Genomic DNA, 19,006 nt, shown 5'->3' on the forward strand with positions numbered 1-19,006 from the left:
AAGGAACAAAAATGACTAAACGCGCCTTAATCAGTGTCTCAGATAAAGCGGGCATTGTTGAATTTGCCAAAGAACTTAAAAAACTGGGTTGGGATATCATCTCGACAGGCGGAACCAAGGTTGCCCTTGATAATGCTGGGGTAGAGACTATTGCCATTGATGATGTGACTGGTTTTCCAGAGATGATGGACGGTCGTGTCAAGACCCTTCATCCAAATATCCACGGCGGACTTTTGGCTCGTCGTGATTTGGATAGCCACTTGGAAGCGGCTAAGGACAATCAAATCGAGCTCATTGACCTTGTAGTGGTCAATCTCTATCCTTTCAAGGAAACCATTCTCAAACCAGATGTGACGTATGCTGATGCGGTGGAGAATATCGATATCGGTGGTCCTTCTATGCTTCGATCAGCAGCGAAGAACCATGCTAGCGTAACAGTTGTGGTGGATCCTGCGGACTATGCTGTGGTTTTGGACGAGTTGTCAGCCAATGGCGAAACGACTTACGAAACACGGCAACGTTTGGCGGCTAAAGTTTTCCGTCACACAGCGGCTTATGATGCCTTGATTGCAGAATACTTCACAGCTCAAGTGGGTGAAGAAAAACCTGAAAAACTCACTTTGACCTACGACCTCAAGCAACCAATGCGCTATGGGGAAAATCCTCAACAGGATGCAGACTTTTACCAAAAAGCCTTGCCGACAGATTACTCCATTGCTTCAGCCAAACAGCTTAACGGTAAGGAATTGTCCTTCAACAATATCCGTGATGCGGATGCTGCCATTCGTATTATCCGTGACTTCAAAGACCGTCCAACCGTTGTGGCTCTCAAACACATGAACCCATGTGGAATCGGTCAGGCTGATGACATCGAGACTGCTTGGGACTACGCTTATGAGTCAGACCCAGTCTCTATCTTCGGTGGGATTGTCGTTCTCAACCGTGAGGTGGATGCTGCGACAGCTGAGAAGATGCACGGCGTTTTCCTTGAAATCATCATTGCGCCAAGCTATACAGATGAAGCGCTAGCTATTTTGACCAACAAAAAGAAAAACTTGCGCATTCTAGAATTACCATTTGATGCCCAAGATGCCAGCGAAGTGGAAGCAGAATACACAGGCGTTGTCGGTGGACTTCTGGTGCAAAATCAAGACGTGGTCAAAGAAAGCCCAGCTGACTGGCAAGTGGTGACCAAACGCCAACCAACAGAGACAGAAGCAACCGCCCTCGAGTTCGCTTGGAAGGCTATCAAGTATGTCAAATCAAACGGTATCATCGTGACCAATGACCACATGACACTCGGTGTTGGCCCAGGTCAAACTAACCGTGTGGCTTCTGTTCGTATCGCCATTGACCAAGCCAAAGACCGCCTTAACGGCGCTGTACTTGCCTCTGATGCCTTCTTCCCATTCGCGGATAACGTGGAAGAAATCGCCAAAGCTGGTATCAAGGCCATCATCCAGCCAGGGGGCTCAGTTCGTGACCAAGAATCTATCGAAGCAGCTGACAAATATGGCTTGACCATGGTCTTTACAGGCGTGAGACATTTTAGACATTGAGAAAGTAAAGGAAAGAAAACAGTTTCTTTCCTTTTTTTTTGAAATGAAATAATAGATTAATAACAAATTATGAGAAGCGAATTTATTTGTAAATTAGAAAACATCATAGTTTTATCTGCAAGGTAATAAATAAAGTTATGATAAACTATGTTAGAAGTAAATATTTTTGATATAATGATGTTAGCAGAGCGCAATCAAGGAGGGGATTGATTTGGAAATTAAAAAAAATTATTTAATAAATAGATTTTTTTCCAGAAATACTATCAAAAATCTCGTACAAAATAAAAAAGATCCAGTTTTTGAGCGTGTTTCGCAACATTATAAATTAGAAAATAATTTGTCCACTATTCAAAATGTTTATAATAAACTATCTCGGTCGTATCGGAACGAATACTTCTATAAGAATACTCTTTTAAATAAACGTTTATTAGGAATACATAGTGTCAATACTACAACAGCTTTAACAGAGATACCTGTCGGTCGAGCAAAACCAGATTTTATTTTAATCAACGGAAAGGCGGTTGTGTATGAAATAAAAACAGAATTAGACAATTTTGACAGACTTGAAAATCAAATCAATGAATATTATAAAGCTTTTAACCATGTTGCCATTTTGACATACGAAAAGAACATAGAAATGGCGAAAAGAAAAATTGATGAGATTAATAAACCTATTGGTCTATATATTCTACAAAAAAACGTAAAAATTAAAACAGTGATGGAACCTAAGGAATACAATGATGATTTAGATAGAGATGTCATTTTCAGTATTCTTCGGAAACGCGAATATGAAAGTATTATTGAGAAGCGTTTTGGTTTTTTACCTCAGGTCTCTCAATTCGATTATTACGATGTTTGTAGGCAACTAACTGAAGATATTCGACTAGAGCAATTTTATTCAGATTTTTTAATTGAACTGAAAAAAAGAAATCCAATCAATAAAGAATTGTTTGCGGCGGTCCCATATGAACTCAAGTTTTTGGTGTATTTCATGAACTTTAAACCAAAGGATTATGATGCACTTGCACAATTTTTACAAAAATAGGAGGAGCAAAGTATGTATTTTCCATACCTAAGAGGTCGGCAATATGAATTAATAGCGCTCAGAGAGTTATTAGAAAATAATAAGTTAAGCAACAATGTTATTCCAATTATTGAACCAGTGAGATTATCCCCAACTCTGGTCAGTACTTTGGAAGCATTTGCAACGAAGAAGCAACCGTGTGCCCTCATCATGAATCCAGCAGTAGGGTTCTTTAATGAGGAATACAGCAAAAACGAAAAAAATCGAGCAAGCCACTTAGACAAAGTGATTGAGCAGAGTGAGCATTTGTACTTTGCCTCACTGATAAGCACAGATTATCAAAAAGCTGATAATTTCAAGCAGAATGATGACATGAGTAGGCAAATCACAATATGTAAAGATCCTGATGATTTAAATGGATACGAAGATAATTATAATACAGAACTAACAGCCTACAATATTATTGGGGAAGACAGTAAGTTAAACAGAGAGGTTAGCGGGAGCAAAGTCAAAATTAGTGACAGATTTAAGAAAGCGCCAAGAAATGTAGATTATGCTAAAAAAACAGATGAATTTTTCTCAGAAGATCATAAATATTTTTTAAAGGATGGGTATAAGGGATTTTCGGATTACTCTATTGTTGGCGAGAGCTACAGTGATTCAGGATTTGCCCCCACTGCTATAGCTATTCATATCGTTTATTTTAACGAAAAACAAGATTTAAGAATTCATCATTTTGTATCTAATACAAATGAAAAGCAGAGAAACCAAGCGGGTAAGTTTGAGGAGGCTCTCGAAAAGTTAATCAATGCTATTGAAGAAGGTAAAATATCACAGACAATGGCGATCAAAGAGTTTCAACGATTGTCCGATACCAAAACATATCCAGGACTTGGCACCATTAAAAAATTAACCATGATGCATCATATTGAATTGGTTGGTAAATATCTTGATCAAATAAATGGAGACAGATAGTTAATGAAGTTTTGTCAAAAATGCTTTGCAGATGAAATTCTTAAATCTCAAGTAATCATAGCTGGAAGACAGTCTAGCTGTGATTTATGTAGTAATGCGAATGACTTTGTTTATGATACACAGAAAGATAAATATTTAATTGATTATTTTAGTTCATTTATTTCTATTTTTTCTCCAATAGAAAAAATAGAAAATTTCCAATCTGGGCAAGAGATGCTATTAAAAACTGAAGTAGCAACAAATTGGAACATATTTACTACTAATGATGAGTATAAGGTTTATCAAATGCTTTCAGAAATTTGTAAAGAACTGTTTGAAGAAATTCCAAACTTGTTAAACTCACCTGTTGGGGTAGATAAAATGTATGATCCTATCTATTTACAGGAGCATTCGTTATTCAGTAAGGGTTGGGAATGTTTTGTTGAAGATATTAAATATAATAATCGTTTTCATTCTAACCAGATTAATAAAGGTATTTTAGCAAAGTATTGTGAAGCTATCCAAAAGACTTATTCAAGAGGAGAGCAATTCTTTAGATGTAGAATTTCAAAAGATAGAAAACAATTTGAGCCGAAAGAAATAGGTGCACCTCCTAAAGGTAAATCTGCTGATGGAAGAGCGAATGCAAGAGGGATTGTGACGTTATATTTGGGTGATACAGAAAAAACAGCAATACATGAAACTAGAACAGGTTTATATGACCATGTCTGCATTGGGACTTTTGAATTAAAGTCTCCTATAACAGTTATTGATTTTAAAAAAATCAATGAAATTAGTCCCTTTCTAGATGGGATTATTGATGATATTGCTGAGTTGGCAATTAATAAAAAGCATCTAAAACAAATTGATTATGAGATGGGGAGAGTAATGAGAAAGTCTGATGATGTTTTAGATTATCTCCCAACTCAATATATAGCTGATTTTGTCAGATCTATAGTCTCAGAAGAATATCCTGAACAATATGCCTTTCAAGGAATTGAATTCCGTAGTGTTATGAATCCAGAAGGTTTCAATTTAGCTATATTCACACCAGAGTGTTTTGATGTAATTGATATAAAAATGAAACGAATAAATCAGATTTCCTATGTCTGGTAGATATAAAACTTGGCTACATATTTTAGAGATACTCCGCACTTAATGAGCTTGGGACAAAAGTCTAGCTTTAAATATAAAAAGCGAACAAAGATAGTTTTCTGACAATCAGAATTTTTTCTTGTTCGCTTTTTTATTTCATTTACCAAGTCTAAGAATTTATCGTATAGGACTCCTAAAGCTAAAATTTTTTTGTCCCAGCCTCATTAAGTGTTTAAAGATTTAAAAAATGGACTAGCTTCAGTAAGTTTACTCTATGTTGTATTTTTCTACTTGTAGATATAATTAGATTAAAGCGAACGTTTATGGTATAATATTAGTAAATAATTCGCAAAAGAGGTTGAAAGATGAAGCTGTTAGTTGTCGGCTCGGGTGGTCGTGAACATGCCATTGCTAAGAAGTTGCTGGAATCAAAAGACGTTGAAAAAGTCTTTGTAGCTCCTGGGAATGACGGGATGACTCTGGATGGTCTGGAATTGGTGGACATCTCTATTTCCGAACATTCTAAATTGATTGAGTTTGCAAAAGCCAACGATATTGCTTGGACCTTCATTGGTCCAGATGATGCCCTTGCTGCTGGGATTGTGGATGATTTCAATGCAGCTGGGCTAAAGGCTTTTGGTCCGACCAAGGCTGCAGCTGAGCTGGAATGGTCTAAGGATTTTGCTAAGGAAATCATGGTCAAATATGATGTTCCGACAGCCGCTTATGGGACTTTTTCAGATTTTGAGGAAGCCAAGGCCTATATCGAAGAAAAAGGCGCTCCAATCGTCGTCAAGGCAGATGGGCTAGCTCTTGGGAAAGGTGTTGTCGTTGCTGAGACAGTCGAGCAAGCGGTCGAAGCTGCTCATGAGATGCTTTTGGACAATAAATTTGGTGACTCAGGTGCGCGTGTGGTTATCGAGGAGTTTCTTGCAGGAGAGGAATTTTCACTTTTTGCCTTTGTCAATGGTGACAAGTTCTACATCATGCCAACGGCTCAGGACCACAAACGTGCCTATGATGGCGACAAAGGGCCTAACACGGGTGGTATGGGTGCCTATGCGCCAGTTCCTCACTTGCCACAGAGTGTGGTTGCCACAGCAGTTGATACTATTGTCAAGCCTGTCCTCGAAGGGATGATTAAAGAAGGTCGTCCTTATCTTGGTGTCCTTTACGCAGGGCTTATTTTAACAGCAGAGGGACCTAAGGTCATCGAGTTCAACGCTCGTTTTGGAGATCCAGAAACACAAATTATCTTGCCTCGTTTGACATCTGATTTTGCGCAAAATATCACGGATATTCTGGATGGTAAGGATCCGAAGATCACGTGGACGGACAAGGGTGTGACGCTGGGCGTAGTTGTCGCATCCAAGGGCTACCCGCTAGATTATGCAAAGGGTGTCGAGTTGCCAGCTAAGACGGAAGGCGACATCATCACCTACTATGCAGGAGCTAAGTTTGCGGAAAATAGCAGAGCACTGCTATCAAACGGTGGACGTGTCTATATGCTCGTCGCCACTGCTGATACCGTCAAAGAAGCCCAAGAAACCATCTACCAAGAACTCGCCCAACAAAATACAGAAGGCCTCTTCTACCGAACCGATATCGGAAGCAAGGCAATTCGATAAAGATATAAGAAAAGGCGACGCAGTCGCCAAATACGATAATGGTCACCGTGGTGAAAAGACCAGAACAGTATCTGTTCTGGTCGGGGAAACTTTGAGACCTTAAGCTCAAAGTTTAGGAATGAAACCGAAGGTTTGCTTCCGTCCCCACCACCTAAGACCATTATTAAAAAAGAAGAAAAAGGAAAAATTATGACTAAACCAATTATTTCCATCATCATGGGCTCCAAATCCGACTGGGCCACCATGCAAAAAACAGCTGAAGTTTTAGATCGCTTCGGTGTAGCCTACGAAAAGAAAGTTGTCTCTGCCCATCGCACACCAGACCTCATGTTTAGGCATGCAGAAGAAGCCCGTAGTCGTGGCATCAAGGTTATCATTGCAGGCGCTGGAGGCGCAGCCCATTTGCCAGGTATGGTTGCAGCCAAAACAACCCTGCCTGTCATTGGGGTGCCAGTCAAATCACGTGCCCTTAGTGGCGTGGACTCGCTTTACTCTATCGTACAGATGCCGGGTGGCGTACCTGTTGCGACAATGGCTATCGGTGAAGCAGGTGCGACTAACGCAGCTCTCTTTGCCCTCCGTCTTCTCTCAGTAGAGGACCAGGCTATCGCGACAGCTTTGGCAGATTTCGCAGACGAGCAAGGAAAAATCGCAGAGGAGTCTACAAATGAGCTCATCTAAAACAATCGGAATTATCGGTGGTGGTCAGCTGGGGCAGATGATGGCCATTTCTGCTATCTACATGGGGCACAAGGTCATCGCGCTGGATCCTGCGGCGGATTGCCCGGCCTCTCGCGTGGCGGAAATTATCGTCGCACCTTATAACGATGTGGATGCCCTGCGTCAGTTGGCGGAACGTTGCGATGTCCTCACCTATGAATTTGAAAATGTCGATGCTGACGGTTTGGATGTTGTTATCAAGGATGGACAGCTCCCTCAAGGGACAGACCTGCTCCGTATTTCCCAAAATCGCATTTTTGAAAAGGATTTTCTCTCAAATAAGGCTCAAGTAACGGTGGCACCTTACAAGGTTGTGACTTCTAGCCAAGACTTGGCAGATATTGACCTGTCGAAAAACTATGTCCTCAAGACTGCGACGGGTGGCTACGATGGACATGGGCAAAAGGTCATTCGCTCGGAAGCAGACTTGGAAGAAGCCTATGCGCTAGCGGATTCAGCAGACTGCGTTATGGAAGAATTTGTCAACTTTGACCTTGAAATTTCTGTTATCGTGTCTGGTAACGGCGAGGATGTGACGGTTTTCCCAGTTCAGGAAAATATCCACCGCAACAACATCCTGTCTAAGACCATCGTCCCAGCTCGAATTTCTGATAGTCTAGCAGATAAAGCCAAAGCTATGGCAGTGAGAATCGCTGAGCAACTCAACTTGTCTGGAACCCTCTGCGTGGAAATGTTTGCGACAGCTGATGACATCATCGTCAATGAGATTGCCCCACGGCCACACAACTCTGGCCACTACTCTATCGAAGCCTGCGACTTCTCCCAGTTTGACACGCATATTTTGGGTGTTCTCGGAGCACCATTACCAGCCATAAAACTCCATGCACCTGCTGTTATGCTTAATGTTCTCGGCCAGCACGTCGAGGTCGCTGAACAATATGTGACAGAAAATCCAAGCGCCCACCTCCATCTGTATGGTAAAATAGAAGCGAAGCACAACCGCAAGATGGGACATGTGACTTTGTTTAGTGATGTGCCGGATGAGATTGAGGAGTTTTAGGGAAAGGTTAAATTTCAGAAGGAATATAAGACATGGAAAATAAGGTATATTATGGAGAATATTCTTTGGAACATTGGAAAGAATTGATTTTAAAAAAGAATATTATTTTACCCGGTTATCAACGTTATTTTGTTTGGGATGCCCAGAAAGCTAAAAAGCTGATTGAAAGTTTTGAAAAAAATGAGTTTGTTCCGCCGGTGACAATAGGATCATACGTGACGAGTGAAGGACGTGAAAATTTAATACTTGATGGACAACAAAGGTTAACAAGTATTTTATTGAGCTATTTGGGAATTTTTCCAAATAAAGAGAAATATAAAAAAGTAGTTCAAACTTTGGCAGATGATAACGATACAGAGCTTGATGATGACGAGTATGACAATGTTTTAGAATGGTCTTTAGATTATCTGACAGATAAAGGTAGTAATAAAGAAAAGATACTATCTGAAATTGAAATAAGCACTTATGATGAAATTCCTTCGGTTGATGATAAGTTTATGAGAAATCATTATCTAGGATTTTCTTACTTAGTACCACAGAAAGATAGTGGGAGAGCAGATATAGAATTTTATTCTGAACAGCAAAATTTTTATTCTTCTGTATTTCGTAATATTAATATACAAGGAGAACCGTTGTTGCCTCAAGAAAGTAGAAAGTCTCTCTATTTCCTAAAAGATACATTGGTAGATTTCTTTGAACCAAAATTTTCAAATCTAGTGTTTGTAAATGATTCTAAAATGGATTTTGTGCGATATATAGCCATTCTTTCTCACTATAGAAAAGTTGGGAGAATAACTAAAGTGGGATATGGATATGCACGACGAATGGAAAATTTATATGAAAAATTCATATATGCAGTTGCTAATGATGAAAATCAAAATCTATTTGAACAACTACCGAAAGAAATAATTGAAGGGGACTATAAAATTATTTTGGATGAGATAGAGAGTACTATTGAGCAATTATTTCCTGAAAGACGTTTTAAATCAATTATTGATTTAGATGTTAATTTCTTTGGTTTATTTGAGTATATGATTTTTCAACGGAGACAAATTGATATATCAAAAAAATCGAGCTTGATACAAGAATTACAAAATACAATATTAAAATTTAAGGAAGATAATAATCATACTAAGAATCCAGCAGCTTTAAAGCATTTGAGAAATAGAATGGAGAAATCTATAGATATTTATGGGAAGTATACACTATGATTAATCATGAAAAGTTCATTCTAGCACCCATTGAAAGTGTGTTAAAAGAAGCGATAGTTGCTAATTATGGAATTGGTAGTGGGATTGAAACCTACCCTGTTAATGAATATGTTATGAATTCAGTTCTTTTAAAAATGACTGGTTTTCAAGAACAAAAATTAAAATTCATTACATGGGAAATCGCTTCTAATGATTTAGAATATAGAAGGAAGTTACTAAATAATGATGATAAATTAGGTGAATGTTCAACATTTGAAGCAAAAAACAAAGTATTTCGCAGATTAGTGGAAGCAATTACGTCATTGGATAGAGAATTTAATATTTACGAAGTTTTAGACAAGAATAATCTCCAAAAAGAAACAATAGACTATGTAAAGAAACTCTTTAAAGATACTAATCTATCAACATGGCATCAAAGAAAATTCGATTATTTTTTTAAAACGAATGTAGATAAAATAATTCCTGTTAATCAATTTCTACAGCCTACTCAAAATGGAAAGTTGGGACCACTGTTTCAAAGTGTCGTCCAAAGTAGATATGATGAACTGTATGTTCAGAGAAATACACTAGCTCATAATTTATCTTCTTATAAAATTAGTTCTCAATCTTTTTTAGAGTTGGCTATTAGCACAGATAAAGACAAAAATTATTTTATCTGGTTTTCAATTTTGATACTAATTGATAAAATAGTTATTGATTTATATAATATATATGTGATGAAATTGTTAGAAGAATATTAACTATTAAATCTTACTATTTGGTTTCTGTAATGCAAAAGGAGAAAACATGATCAACCGTTACTCTCGCCCTGAAATGGCGAATATTTGGAGTGAAGAAAATAAATACCGTGCTTGGCTTGAGGTGGAAATCTTGGCTGACGAGGCATGGGCTGAGTTGGGGGAAATCCCTAAGGAAGATGTGGCTTTGATTCGCGAGAAGGCGGACTTTGACATCGACCGTATTTTGGAGATTGAGCAAGAGACTCGTCACGATGTGGTGGCTTTCACGCGTGCGGTTTCTGAGACTCTTGGCGAAGAGCGCAAGTGGGTTCACTATGGCTTGACTTCTACCGACGTGGTGGATACGGCCTACGGTTACCTTTACAAGCAGGCCAACGACATCATCCGTCGTGACCTTGAAAACTTCACCAACATTATCGCTGACAAGGCTAAGGAACACAAGTTCACCATCATGATGGGTCGTACTCACGGTGTGCACGCTGAGCCTACAACCTTTGGTCTTAAATTGGCGACTTGGTACAGTGAAATGAAGCGCAATATCGAGCGTTTCGAGCATGCGGCTGCTGGTGTAGAAGCTGGTAAGATCTCTGGTGCGGTTGGTAACTTTGCCAATATCCCACCGTTTGTAGAGCAATACGTCTGCGACAAGTTGGGTATCCGTGCTCAAGAAATCTCTACACAAGTCCTTCCTCGTGACCTTCACGCTGAGTACTTTGCAGTTCTTGCCAGCATCGCAACTTCAATTGAGCGTATGGCGACTGAGATCCGTGGTCTACAAAAATCTGAGCAACGCGAAGTGGAAGAGTTCTTTGCTAAAGGTCAAAAAGGTTCATCTGCTATGCCTCACAAACGCAACCCTATCGGTTCTGAAAACATGACTGGTCTGGCGCGTGTTATCCGTGGTCATATGGTGACAGCCTATGAGAACGTCGCTCTTTGGCATGAACGTGATATTTCTCACTCATCAGCTGAGCGTATCATCACACCAGATACGACTATTTTGATTGACTACATGCTCAACCGTTTTGGAAATATCGTCAAGAACTTGACGGTCTTCCCAGAAAATATGATCCGCAACATGAACTCAACTTTCGGTCTTATCTTTAGCCAACGTGCTATGTTGACCTTGATCGAGAAGGGAATGACGCGTGAGCAAGCCTATGATTTGGTGCAACCAAAAACGGCCTACTCTTGGGACAACCAAGTGGACTTTAAACCACTTCTTGAAGCAGATCCAGAAGTAACTTCACGCCTCACTCAAGAAGAAATCGACGAAATCTTCAACCCTGCATACTACACTAAACGTGTGGATGATATCTTTGAACGTATCGGACTCGGTGATTAATCCTAACAATAAAAAAGCGAGATTGAATCTCGCTTTTTTATATGCTTATCGAAGGGTGTTAATCTTCTTTTTTCTTAGTGAGCCCGTAAGCTGCTAGTGTGGCCATGAGTCCTGCTGCGACCAAGCCTGCAGAGTCTTGACTTCCTGTTGCAGGGAGTTGTTTTTCATCTGCTTTGCTAGTAGTTGCTTCAGCTTGCTCAGCTTTCTCAACGGCAGTTCCGACTTCGACAACCTGAGCGACCGCTTCCTGCGATACCGCACTATTGACAAGGGTTCTTTCTTCCTTGCCGTCAGCAGTGGTGCTAACAGAGTAGAAAATCGTACGGCGGCCATTTACTCCGGAAACGACGACTTGACTTTGTCCTTTTGGCAATTGAGGATTTTCACGTGTCACGGTAGTGAACGGAATCTCTTCTTCTTGGATGTCTAGTCTCGGTTTTGCTTCTGTGGCTGGGGCAAGACCGTGTTCATCCCCTACATGGGTAACAAGGGTTCCGACTTCAATGACTTGTGTCACTGCTTCTTGCGTTACAAGGCTATCGACAAGAGTCTTCACTTCTTTGCCATCAGCAGTAGTGCTTACAGAGTAGTAATGACTGCGACGACCGTTAACACCTTTGGTAAGGACTTGAGTCTTCCCTTTGAGCAAGAGTGGATTTTCGCGTGTCACGGTAGTGAACGGAATCTCTTCCTCTTGGATGTCCAGTCTAGGTTTTGCCTCTGTGGCTGGGGCAAGACCGTGTTCATCCCCTTTGTGCGTAATAGGGGCACCGATTTCAACCACTTGGGTCACAGGTTCTTTGGTCACTTGGCTATCTAGAACTGTTTCTGTTTGTTTCCCATTTTCAGTAAGAACAGAGATGTAATGAGTGCGTTCGCCCTCTACACCTGGTGTGATGATCTTTTTCTGACCAGCTGGGAGATTCGGATTTTCCTTCTTGATGACCTCAAATGGAATCTTTTCTGCTCTTGTGATGAGTTCCGGTTTGATTTCAACATTGGCAGCTAGTTCATTTTCATCGAGACTTCCTGAGTGGGTTGCAGCTGGTTTGAGGCCTAGGCGGGCTGCCTTGAGTTTGGCTACGAGAGCGTCTAACTCGGCTTGTTTGTTACGGTTGAGGTTGTAGTTGAGAGCTTCTTTAGCTGCATTTAGAGCATCCAAGCTTTCCTTGCTGTATCCATCCAAGTTTGCAGGGATTTGAGCAAGTTCCTCACGGAGTGCATTGTAGTTAGCGCGGAAGTAGTCTTTGTTATGGTCTGCAAAGGCAGTCATGAGTTCAAAGATTTCTTCTTCCTTGTACTCAGCACTTGGTTTGTCTGCCCAGATAGCAAGCATGCTTCCGACGGTTGGAAGGTCTACTTCTGGATACTTAGTAGATGCAAGCTGGTTAAATGGTACTTTGCCAGAGTTTTCAAGTGCTTTTGATAGTGGGTAGGCTTCATCTGGTTTGTGATTACCTAGCACGTAGTACCAGTCTCCGTTGGTGTTGAGGAGTTTATAGCCTTTGCTTGCTAGGTACTGAGGCGTTGCAAGGTTGTAACCCCACCATCCCTTAGACCAGTAAGAGATGATGACATCCTTGTCAAACTCAACATCATCCTTGTCTTCATAGTAGAAACCATCGTTGAAGGCCATTGGTTGAAGGCCTCGTTCTTTAGCCATAGCAGCAAGAGTGTTAGAGTACTCAGCAAACTTGCCATAGAGTCCATACCATTTGAGGTAGTACCAGCCTTGAGCGTTGGTGGCATCATTAGCGTATTCGTCTGTACCGTAGTTGAAGATCTTTGTCTTGCCTGCAAAGAAGTCCATGTACTTGCCGATGAGGGCTTTGACAAAGTTCATGGCCTCTTCGTTTTCAAGGTCCATGGTTGTTTTGGAGACCTTATCAAAGTTGGCTTGAGGATTCTTGATTCCAAGTTTTTCCATAGCGACGAGCATGGCATCCATGTGACCTGGGCTATTGATTGCTGGGATGAGTCCGAGGCCTTTTGATTTTGCGTACTCGATCAATTCAGTGATTTCAGCTTGACTAAGAGTGGTTCCGTTTGGATCATCGTAGTAAGCTTTTGTTCCTTCGATGATGGCCTTCTTGACATCATCACTTGCATAAATTTTTCCGTTAGCCGTGATGGTCATGTCATCAAGGAGGAAGCGAAGTCCGTCATTTCCTAGGAGAAGGTGCACATCAGAGTAGCCGAGCTCGCTCGCCTTGTCTACGATGCGTTTGAGTTGGTCGAGCGTGAAGTACTTACGTCCAGCGTCGATAGAGATTACCTTGTTCTTGGCAAGTTTTTCAACTTCGCGTTTCGCGTCTTCTTCTTTTTGAGCTTCTGGTGTGAAGGTTAGGTTGCTAACAGCTTCTTGGAGTTTCGCGATTGCTTGGTCAATGGTGTCTTGTTGGGCACGGCTGAGGTTGCTGTCGAGTGAGCGAATGGCTTTTTCAGCTTCTTTGACAGCTGCGACGCTTTCTGCAGTATAGCGTTTAAGGTCTGTTGGCACTTCTTTAAGGGCTTGCTCGGCAGACTCATAGTCAGCAGCGAAGTATTCAGCATTGGCATTTGCGAAGCTACGCATGAGTTTGAAGAGGCGTGATGGTGAATAGCGTGCAGATGGGGTATCTGCCCAAGCAGCTACCATACCGCCTATAAATGGGATATCTGCCCCATCAGATTTTGGTACCGAAGTGATTGGAGTGTTCTTAATCCCATTGAGTCCTTGGTCGAGGTTGTACCAGCCTTGACCATCTGCATTCCGTCCGAGAACGTAGTACCAAGCATCGTTGGTATTAAGGATTTGGTGGCCTTTTTCAACTAGAAGTTTAGAAGAAGCGACGTCATATCCGCCCCATCCACCAGTCCACATAGAAACGATGATGTCTTTGTCAAAAGTTCCAAAGCTAGTGTCGCTATTGTAGTAGATACCGTCGTTAAAGGCCATTGGTTTGAGGCCGTGAGATTTGACGATGCGAGCAAGGTCATTGGCGTAGGCGATAAATTTGTCGTAACCCTTATCTGGGAAGCCATCTTCTGGATACCACTTGTAGGCCTGAAGAACGCTCCAACCTTTGGCATCTGTAGCATCGTTGGCGTATTCATCTAGTCCGATGTTAAAGATATCAGATTTGCCAGCAAAGTAAGCAGCATACTTGTCGATTAAAGCTTTTGTGAACTCAACCGCTTCTTTGTTATCCAGGTCAACGGTACGAGCAGATTCTTTCCCAAAGTAGTTGAAGTTTGGTTTTTGGATACCTAGTTCTTTCATGGCATGCAAAATAGCATCCATGTGGCCGGGGCTGTTTACGGTTGGGATGAGACCAATACCTTTGTCTTTGGCATAGTTAATCAAGTCCGTCATCTGACTCTCTGTCAAATGGTTGCCATTTGGATCCTTGTAGTAGGCATCCGTTCCGTTTTCGAGCGCACGTTTGACATCGTCGCTTGCATAGGTTTTACCATTGGCTTTGATGGTCATGTCGTCCAACATAAAACGCATGCCATCATTTCCAACTAGTAAATGAAGATCAGTATAACCGTAGTGTTTGGCTTTGTCGATGATTTCTTTGAGTTGGTCTGGAGAGAAGTACTTGCGTCCAGCGTCGATTGAGATCATTTTTCTTTTTGCCAGTTTTTCATTCACCTGAGCTGCACGTTCCGTGCTAGGAGTGGCTACTGCAGGTGTGACGGCTTCATTTTTCTTTTCGGAAGGAGTACTTTCGGCAGGAGTTTCAGCAGGGGCAGTGATTTCTTTCTCGGCAGTAGGAGTTGGACTAGCATTTTCTGTCACAACTGGTGCAGTTGTTTCTTCTGTTTTTGGAGCAACTGTTCGAGGAGCCTCCTGGTCTTCTTTGACCTCCTCTTTTACAGGCTCGTCAGTCTTTTCTTCTAGTTTTTCTGGGGTCTTGGACTCTACAGCTTCCTTGACTGCTTGTGGACTCTCCTGAATAGTTTGGACAGTTTCTTCAGCTGTTGGAGCTGGAGTAATCCCGTCGGCAGATACGACTTGAGCGCTAAAAGCAAATCCTATAAGTACAGAAGTTGCCCCAACCGCGTATTTACGAATGGAGAAGCGCTGTTTCTTTTCTAGTTTCATGACAAAACCTCCTTGTTATTATCATATGTGATAGCGTTTACATAAAACCAATTTTATTTTATTATCTAAGGAGTAAAATGTCAAGTGGGTTTATATAAGAACTATAATAAATAGAGGAAATCATAAGATTTAGAAGAAAATTATTTCTAGAAATGAGAAAGAGAAAACCAATATTTAACTTGTTTTTAGTAAAAACGCTACTAATTAAATAAGAGTCCTCCATAGCGTTTTCACAACTTCTTTCTCGTGCTATAATGAATATAGAAAAAGCCTGAGCTAGGCTCAAGCTTTTTCTTAATGACCTCGATTACATGAGAGGAATTTAATTTTGTAGTAGTCTGCTCGCTTATAAGTTTCACTATAGGCAAGGACTTGGCCAGTGGCCTCAAGTTTTGTAGTCTTCGTTTGGAAGACTGTTGGAAATTGCGTATCGATTCCAAGTACAGAAGCAACATGCTCTGGTGTTGGAAATGCGATTTCATTGATTTCCTCAAAATGTTCATCGTTCATGTGAATGCGGTAATCCAATTTGAAACGTTTATAGATAGAACTATAATAGTCAAGATTTGGATAGTTGGCATTGATATATTGCTCAGGAATATAAGATGTGTGGTAGATGTATGTCACGTCGTTTGTCTGACGAATACGTTCAATCTTATAGTAGAATTGATCTCCACGTAGTCCAAGTTTATCTAAATATTCAAGTTTGTTTCCGCGCTCGATAGAAAGGACAGTAACTTTATCGTCTTTTGTTTCAAAGATTTCGACATCTGAAAACTCAACGAGTTTGTGCTTGCGGGCACGTGAAACGAAAGTACCTTTACCTTGTTGGCGGACAATGTAGCCGTCTTTTGCAAGGTCATTCAAAGCACGTACAACAGTGATTGAACTAACATCATACATCGCGATCAATTCTGCTTCTGTATAAAATTTATCTCCACTTGCAAATTGACCAGAGATGATTTTGTTTTTTAATTCATCTTTAATATATTGGTATTTAGGAATAGCCATAAATTTCACCTCGATTCTCTTTCTCCAACCTTGATTTTACCACAAATACAGACAAAATAGTAGTATTTAGGTAAAAAAAATTAAAATAATAGACTAAAAATGTTATGTTACATGTAAAAAATTCCATTTTATAACCTTGTGAATTATCATACATTAAAATATCGCTTTCATGCTATTTTTAGATAATTTTGGTAAATAGTAAGTAAAAAAATAGAAAAATTTTAAAGAATTTTCTAAAACCTATTGACAAATGCAAAATATTTGATTATATTTAATATTATAATAAATGAAAGCGCAAACTTAATTCGTCAGAGGTGGTAACATGACAAGATTTAAAATTGAGGACGATTTCTATTTAGATGGGAAACCGTTCAAGATTTTGTCTGGCGCCATTCATTATTTTAGGATTCCAGCAGAGGATTGGTATCATTCTCTCTATAACTTAAAGGCGCTTGGCTTTAATACGGTCGAGACCTATGTGGCTTGGAATTTACATGAACCCGTTGAAGGGGAATTTGATTTTGAAGGTGCCAGAAATTTGGAGAGATTTCTTCAAATAGCACAAGATTTGGGTCTCTATGCCATTGTACGCCCGTCTCCATTTATCTGTGCGGAATGGGAATTTGGTGGCTTGCCGGCTTGGCTCTTGACCAAGGACATGCGAATCCGCTCGTCCGACCCGGCCTACATCGAGGCAGTTGCTCGCTATTATGACCAATTATTGCCAAGGCTTGTGCCTCGCTTGTTGGATAATGGCGGAAACATTCTCATGATGCAAGTCGAAAATGAATATGGTTCTTATGGAGAAGATAAGTCTTATCTACGAGCAATTCGGAAATTGATGGAAGAGCGAGGGATTGATTGCCCACTCTTTACTTCAGATGGCCCATGGAGGGCTACTCTGAAAGCCGGGACCTTGATCGAAGATGATCTCTTTGTGACAGGGAACTTCGGTTCTAAGGCTCCTTACAACTTTTCACAAATGCAAGAATTCTTTGATGAGCATGGCAAGAAATGGCCTCTCATGTGTATGGAATTCTGGGATGGTTGGTTCAACCGTTGGAAAGAACCCATCATCACACGCGATCCAAAAGAGTTGGCGGAAGCTGTTCGAGAGGTATTGGAGCAAGGCTCTATCAACCTTTACATGTTCCATGGTGGGACAAACTTTGGTTTCATGAATGGTTGCTCAGCTCGAGGAACTCTGGATTTACCACAAGTCACATCATACGACTATGATGCCCTTCTCGATGAAGAAGGAAATCCAACTGCTAAATATCTAGCAGTCAAGAAGATGATGGCAACACACTTCCCAGAGTATCCACAGTTGGAACCACTCTATAAGGAAAGCATGGAGATAGAGGCAGTTCCATTGGCCGAAAAAGTTTCCCTGTTTGAAACCCTGGATAGTCTCTCTAGTCCAACTGAAAGCCTCTATCCAAAGGCGATGGAAGAACTTGGTCAAAGCTATGGCTACCTTCTCTACCGCACTGAGGCAAGTTGGGATGCAGAAGAGGAACGTCTCCGTATCATCGATGGACGTGACCGAGCTCAGCTCTTTGTAGATGGTCAATGGATTGCTACTCAATACCAGACAGAGATTGGTGAAGACATCTACTGTCAGGGCAACCGAGAAGGCTTTTCAGAGATTGACATCTTGATCGAAAATATGGGGCGTGTTAACTATGGACACAAGTTCTTAGCAGATACGCAACATAAAGGAATTCGTACAGGTGTCTGCAAAGATCTACATTTCTTACTGAATTGGAAACAATATCCACTTCCACTGGATAATCCTGAGAAAATTGATTTTTCAAAAGGATGGACAGAAGGACAACCAGCCTTTTACGCTTTCGACTTTACTGTTGAAGAGCCGAAGGATACCTACTTAGATTTGTCTGAGTTTGGTAAGGGAGTTGCCTTTGTCAATGGGCGTCACCTAGGGCGTTTCTGGAATGTCGGCCCGACCCTCTCACTTTATATCCCTCATAGCTATCTCAAGGAAGCTGCTAACCGCATCATCATCTTTGAAACTGAAGGCGAATATAAAGAAGAGATTCACTTAACTCGTAAACCTACACTAAAACACATAAAGGGGGAAAACTTATGACAATTGTAGGATGCCGTATCGATGGACGTTTGATCCACGGTCAAGTAGCCAATCTTTGGGCTGGAAAACTAAATGTTTCACGCATTATGGTTGTAGACGACGAAGTTGTTAACAACGATATTGAAAAGAGTGGTTTGAAACTTGCGACACCACCAGGTGTGAAACTCAGTATCTTGCCAGTTGAGAAAGCAGCAGCAAATATCCTTGCTGGTAAATACGATAGTCAACGTCTCTTTATCGTTGCACGTAAACCAGACCGTTTCCTTGGTTTGGTTGAAGCAGGTGTTCCACTTGAAACACTTAACGTCGGCAATATGTCTCAAACACCAGAAACTCGCTCTATCACACGTTCTATCAATGTGGTAGATAAGGATGTGGAAGATTTCCACAAACTAGCAGAAAAAGGTGTGAAACTCACTGCTCAAATGGTTCCAAATGATCCAGTTTCAGACTTTTTGAGCTTATTAAAATAGGAAAAAATTTTTAGGAGGTCATTGT

14 protein-coding genes are annotated in these 19,006 nt (G+C 40.8%); 12 read left to right on the plus strand and 2 right to left on the minus strand.

Features of this window, described 5'->3' with window-relative positions; genetic code table 11:
- Positions 1 to 11 precede the first annotated feature (11 nt).
- The 10 genes from purH to purB all read left to right on the plus strand — a co-directional run bounded on the left by purH (position 12) and on the right by purB (position 11,297).
- Positions 12 to 1,559, plus strand: coding sequence for a bifunctional phosphoribosylaminoimidazolecarboxamide formyltransferase/IMP cyclohydrolase (purH, locus tag M9H69_RS00515; protein WP_250316152.1), 1,548 nt, complete (start codon positions 12 to 14; stop codon positions 1,557 to 1,559).
- 211 nt (positions 1,560 to 1,770) lie between these two features.
- Positions 1,771 to 2,604 carry a sce7726 family protein gene (locus M9H69_RS00520; protein WP_000403437.1) on the plus strand — a complete coding sequence of 278 codons (834 nt, stop codon included), beginning with the start codon at positions 1,771 to 1,773 and terminating at the stop codon, positions 2,602 to 2,604.
- A 12-nt stretch (positions 2,605 to 2,616) separates the two neighbouring features.
- Positions 2,617 to 3,558 (plus strand): sce7725 family protein, encoded by a 942-nt coding sequence (locus M9H69_RS00525; RefSeq protein ID WP_000273871.1) that lies wholly within the window; start codon positions 2,617 to 2,619, stop codon positions 3,556 to 3,558.
- Positions 3,559 to 3,561: 3 nt separating this feature from the next.
- Positions 3,562 to 4,653, plus strand: coding sequence for an RES domain-containing protein (locus M9H69_RS00530; RefSeq protein ID WP_000666927.1), 1,092 nt, complete (start codon positions 3,562 to 3,564; stop codon positions 4,651 to 4,653).
- A 344-nt stretch (positions 4,654 to 4,997) separates the two neighbouring features.
- Positions 4,998 to 6,260 (plus strand): phosphoribosylamine--glycine ligase, encoded by a 1,263-nt coding sequence (gene purD / locus M9H69_RS00535; RefSeq protein WP_250315629.1) that lies wholly within the window; start codon positions 4,998 to 5,000, stop codon positions 6,258 to 6,260.
- 189 nt (positions 6,261 to 6,449) lie between these two features.
- Entirely contained in the window at positions 6,450 to 6,941 is a 492-nt protein-coding gene (gene purE / locus M9H69_RS00540) for a 5-(carboxyamino)imidazole ribonucleotide mutase (protein ID WP_250315630.1), read from the plus strand.
- On the plus strand, positions 6,928 to 8,001 hold the full coding sequence (gene purK / locus M9H69_RS00545; RefSeq protein ID WP_250315631.1) for a 5-(carboxyamino)imidazole ribonucleotide synthase: 1,074 nt from the start codon (positions 6,928 to 6,930) through the stop codon (positions 7,999 to 8,001). Before purE ends, purK begins: the two co-directional genes overlap by 14 nt.
- A gap of 32 nt (positions 8,002 to 8,033) precedes the next feature.
- Positions 8,034 to 9,212 carry a DUF262 domain-containing protein gene (locus M9H69_RS00550; protein ID WP_250315632.1) on the plus strand — a complete coding sequence of 393 codons (1,179 nt, stop codon included), beginning with the start codon at positions 8,034 to 8,036 and terminating at the stop codon, positions 9,210 to 9,212.
- Positions 9,209 to 9,952 carry a hypothetical protein gene (locus M9H69_RS00555; RefSeq protein ID WP_250315633.1) on the plus strand — a complete coding sequence of 248 codons (744 nt, stop codon included), beginning with the start codon at positions 9,209 to 9,211 and terminating at the stop codon, positions 9,950 to 9,952. The genes M9H69_RS00550 and M9H69_RS00555 overlap by 4 nt, the downstream gene beginning before the upstream one ends.
- Before the next feature lie 46 nt (positions 9,953 to 9,998).
- Complete coding sequence (purB, locus tag M9H69_RS00560; protein ID WP_000610729.1) at positions 9,999 to 11,297, plus strand: adenylosuccinate lyase; 1,299 nt, start codon at positions 9,999 to 10,001, stop codon at positions 11,295 to 11,297.
- A 58-nt stretch (positions 11,298 to 11,355) separates the two neighbouring features.
- Here purB and strH read toward each other — a convergent pair whose 3' ends face one another.
- Entirely contained in the window at positions 11,356 to 15,387 is a 4,032-nt protein-coding gene (strH, locus tag M9H69_RS00565; protein ID WP_250315634.1) for an LPXTG-anchored beta-N-acetylhexosaminidase StrH, read from the minus strand.
- 294 nt (positions 15,388 to 15,681) lie between these two features.
- Positions 15,682 to 16,398 (minus strand): GntR family transcriptional regulator, encoded by a 717-nt coding sequence (locus M9H69_RS00570; RefSeq protein WP_250315635.1) that lies wholly within the window; start codon positions 16,396 to 16,398, stop codon positions 15,682 to 15,684.
- A 322-nt stretch (positions 16,399 to 16,720) separates the two neighbouring features.
- Between M9H69_RS00570 and M9H69_RS00575 the strand changes: the two genes are divergently transcribed.
- Together M9H69_RS00575 and M9H69_RS00580 are read left to right on the plus strand one after the other, a co-directional pair.
- Positions 16,721 to 18,508, plus strand: coding sequence for a glycoside hydrolase family 35 protein (locus M9H69_RS00575; RefSeq protein ID WP_250315636.1), 1,788 nt, complete (start codon positions 16,721 to 16,723; stop codon positions 18,506 to 18,508).
- Positions 18,505 to 18,981, plus strand: a complete 477-nt coding sequence (locus M9H69_RS00580; RefSeq protein WP_000156968.1) for a PTS sugar transporter subunit IIB — start codon at positions 18,505 to 18,507, stop codon at positions 18,979 to 18,981. Before M9H69_RS00575 ends, M9H69_RS00580 begins: the two co-directional genes overlap by 4 nt.
- The last annotated feature ends 25 nt before the right edge of the window (positions 18,982 to 19,006 follow it).

The organism is Streptococcus oralis (genome assembly GCF_023611505.1).
Taxonomy (GTDB): Bacteria; Bacillota; Bacilli; order Lactobacillales; family Streptococcaceae; genus Streptococcus; species Streptococcus oralis_CT.

Coding starts and splice junctions, on each gene's coding strand:
- M9H69_RS00575 (WP_250315636.1), top strand. CDS start 16,721: ATGACAAGATTTAAAATTGAGGACGATTTCTATTTAGATGGGAAACCG.
- purD (WP_250315629.1), top strand. CDS start 4,998: ATGAAGCTGTTAGTTGTCGGCTCGGGTGGTCGTGAACATGCCATTGCT.
- purK (WP_250315631.1), top strand. CDS start 6,928: ATGAGCTCATCTAAAACAATCGGAATTATCGGTGGTGGTCAGCTGGGG.
- M9H69_RS00555 (WP_250315633.1), top strand. CDS start 9,209: ATGATTAATCATGAAAAGTTCATTCTAGCACCCATTGAAAGTGTGTTA.
- M9H69_RS00550 (WP_250315632.1), top strand. CDS start 8,034: ATGGAAAATAAGGTATATTATGGAGAATATTCTTTGGAACATTGGAAA.
- purE (WP_250315630.1), top strand. CDS start 6,450: ATGACTAAACCAATTATTTCCATCATCATGGGCTCCAAATCCGACTGG.
- M9H69_RS00580 (WP_000156968.1), top strand. CDS start 18,505: ATGACAATTGTAGGATGCCGTATCGATGGACGTTTGATCCACGGTCAA.
- M9H69_RS00525 (WP_000273871.1), top strand. CDS start 2,617: ATGTATTTTCCATACCTAAGAGGTCGGCAATATGAATTAATAGCGCTC.
- purB (WP_000610729.1), top strand. CDS start 9,999: ATGATCAACCGTTACTCTCGCCCTGAAATGGCGAATATTTGGAGTGAA.
- M9H69_RS00570 (WP_250315635.1), bottom strand. CDS start 16,398: ATGGCTATTCCTAAATACCAATATATTAAAGATGAATTAAAAAACAAA.
- strH (WP_250315634.1), bottom strand. CDS start 15,387: ATGAAACTAGAAAAGAAACAGCGCTTCTCCATTCGTAAATACGCGGTT.
- purH (WP_250316152.1), top strand. CDS start 12: ATGACTAAACGCGCCTTAATCAGTGTCTCAGATAAAGCGGGCATTGTT.
- M9H69_RS00530 (WP_000666927.1), top strand. CDS start 3,562: ATGAAGTTTTGTCAAAAATGCTTTGCAGATGAAATTCTTAAATCTCAA.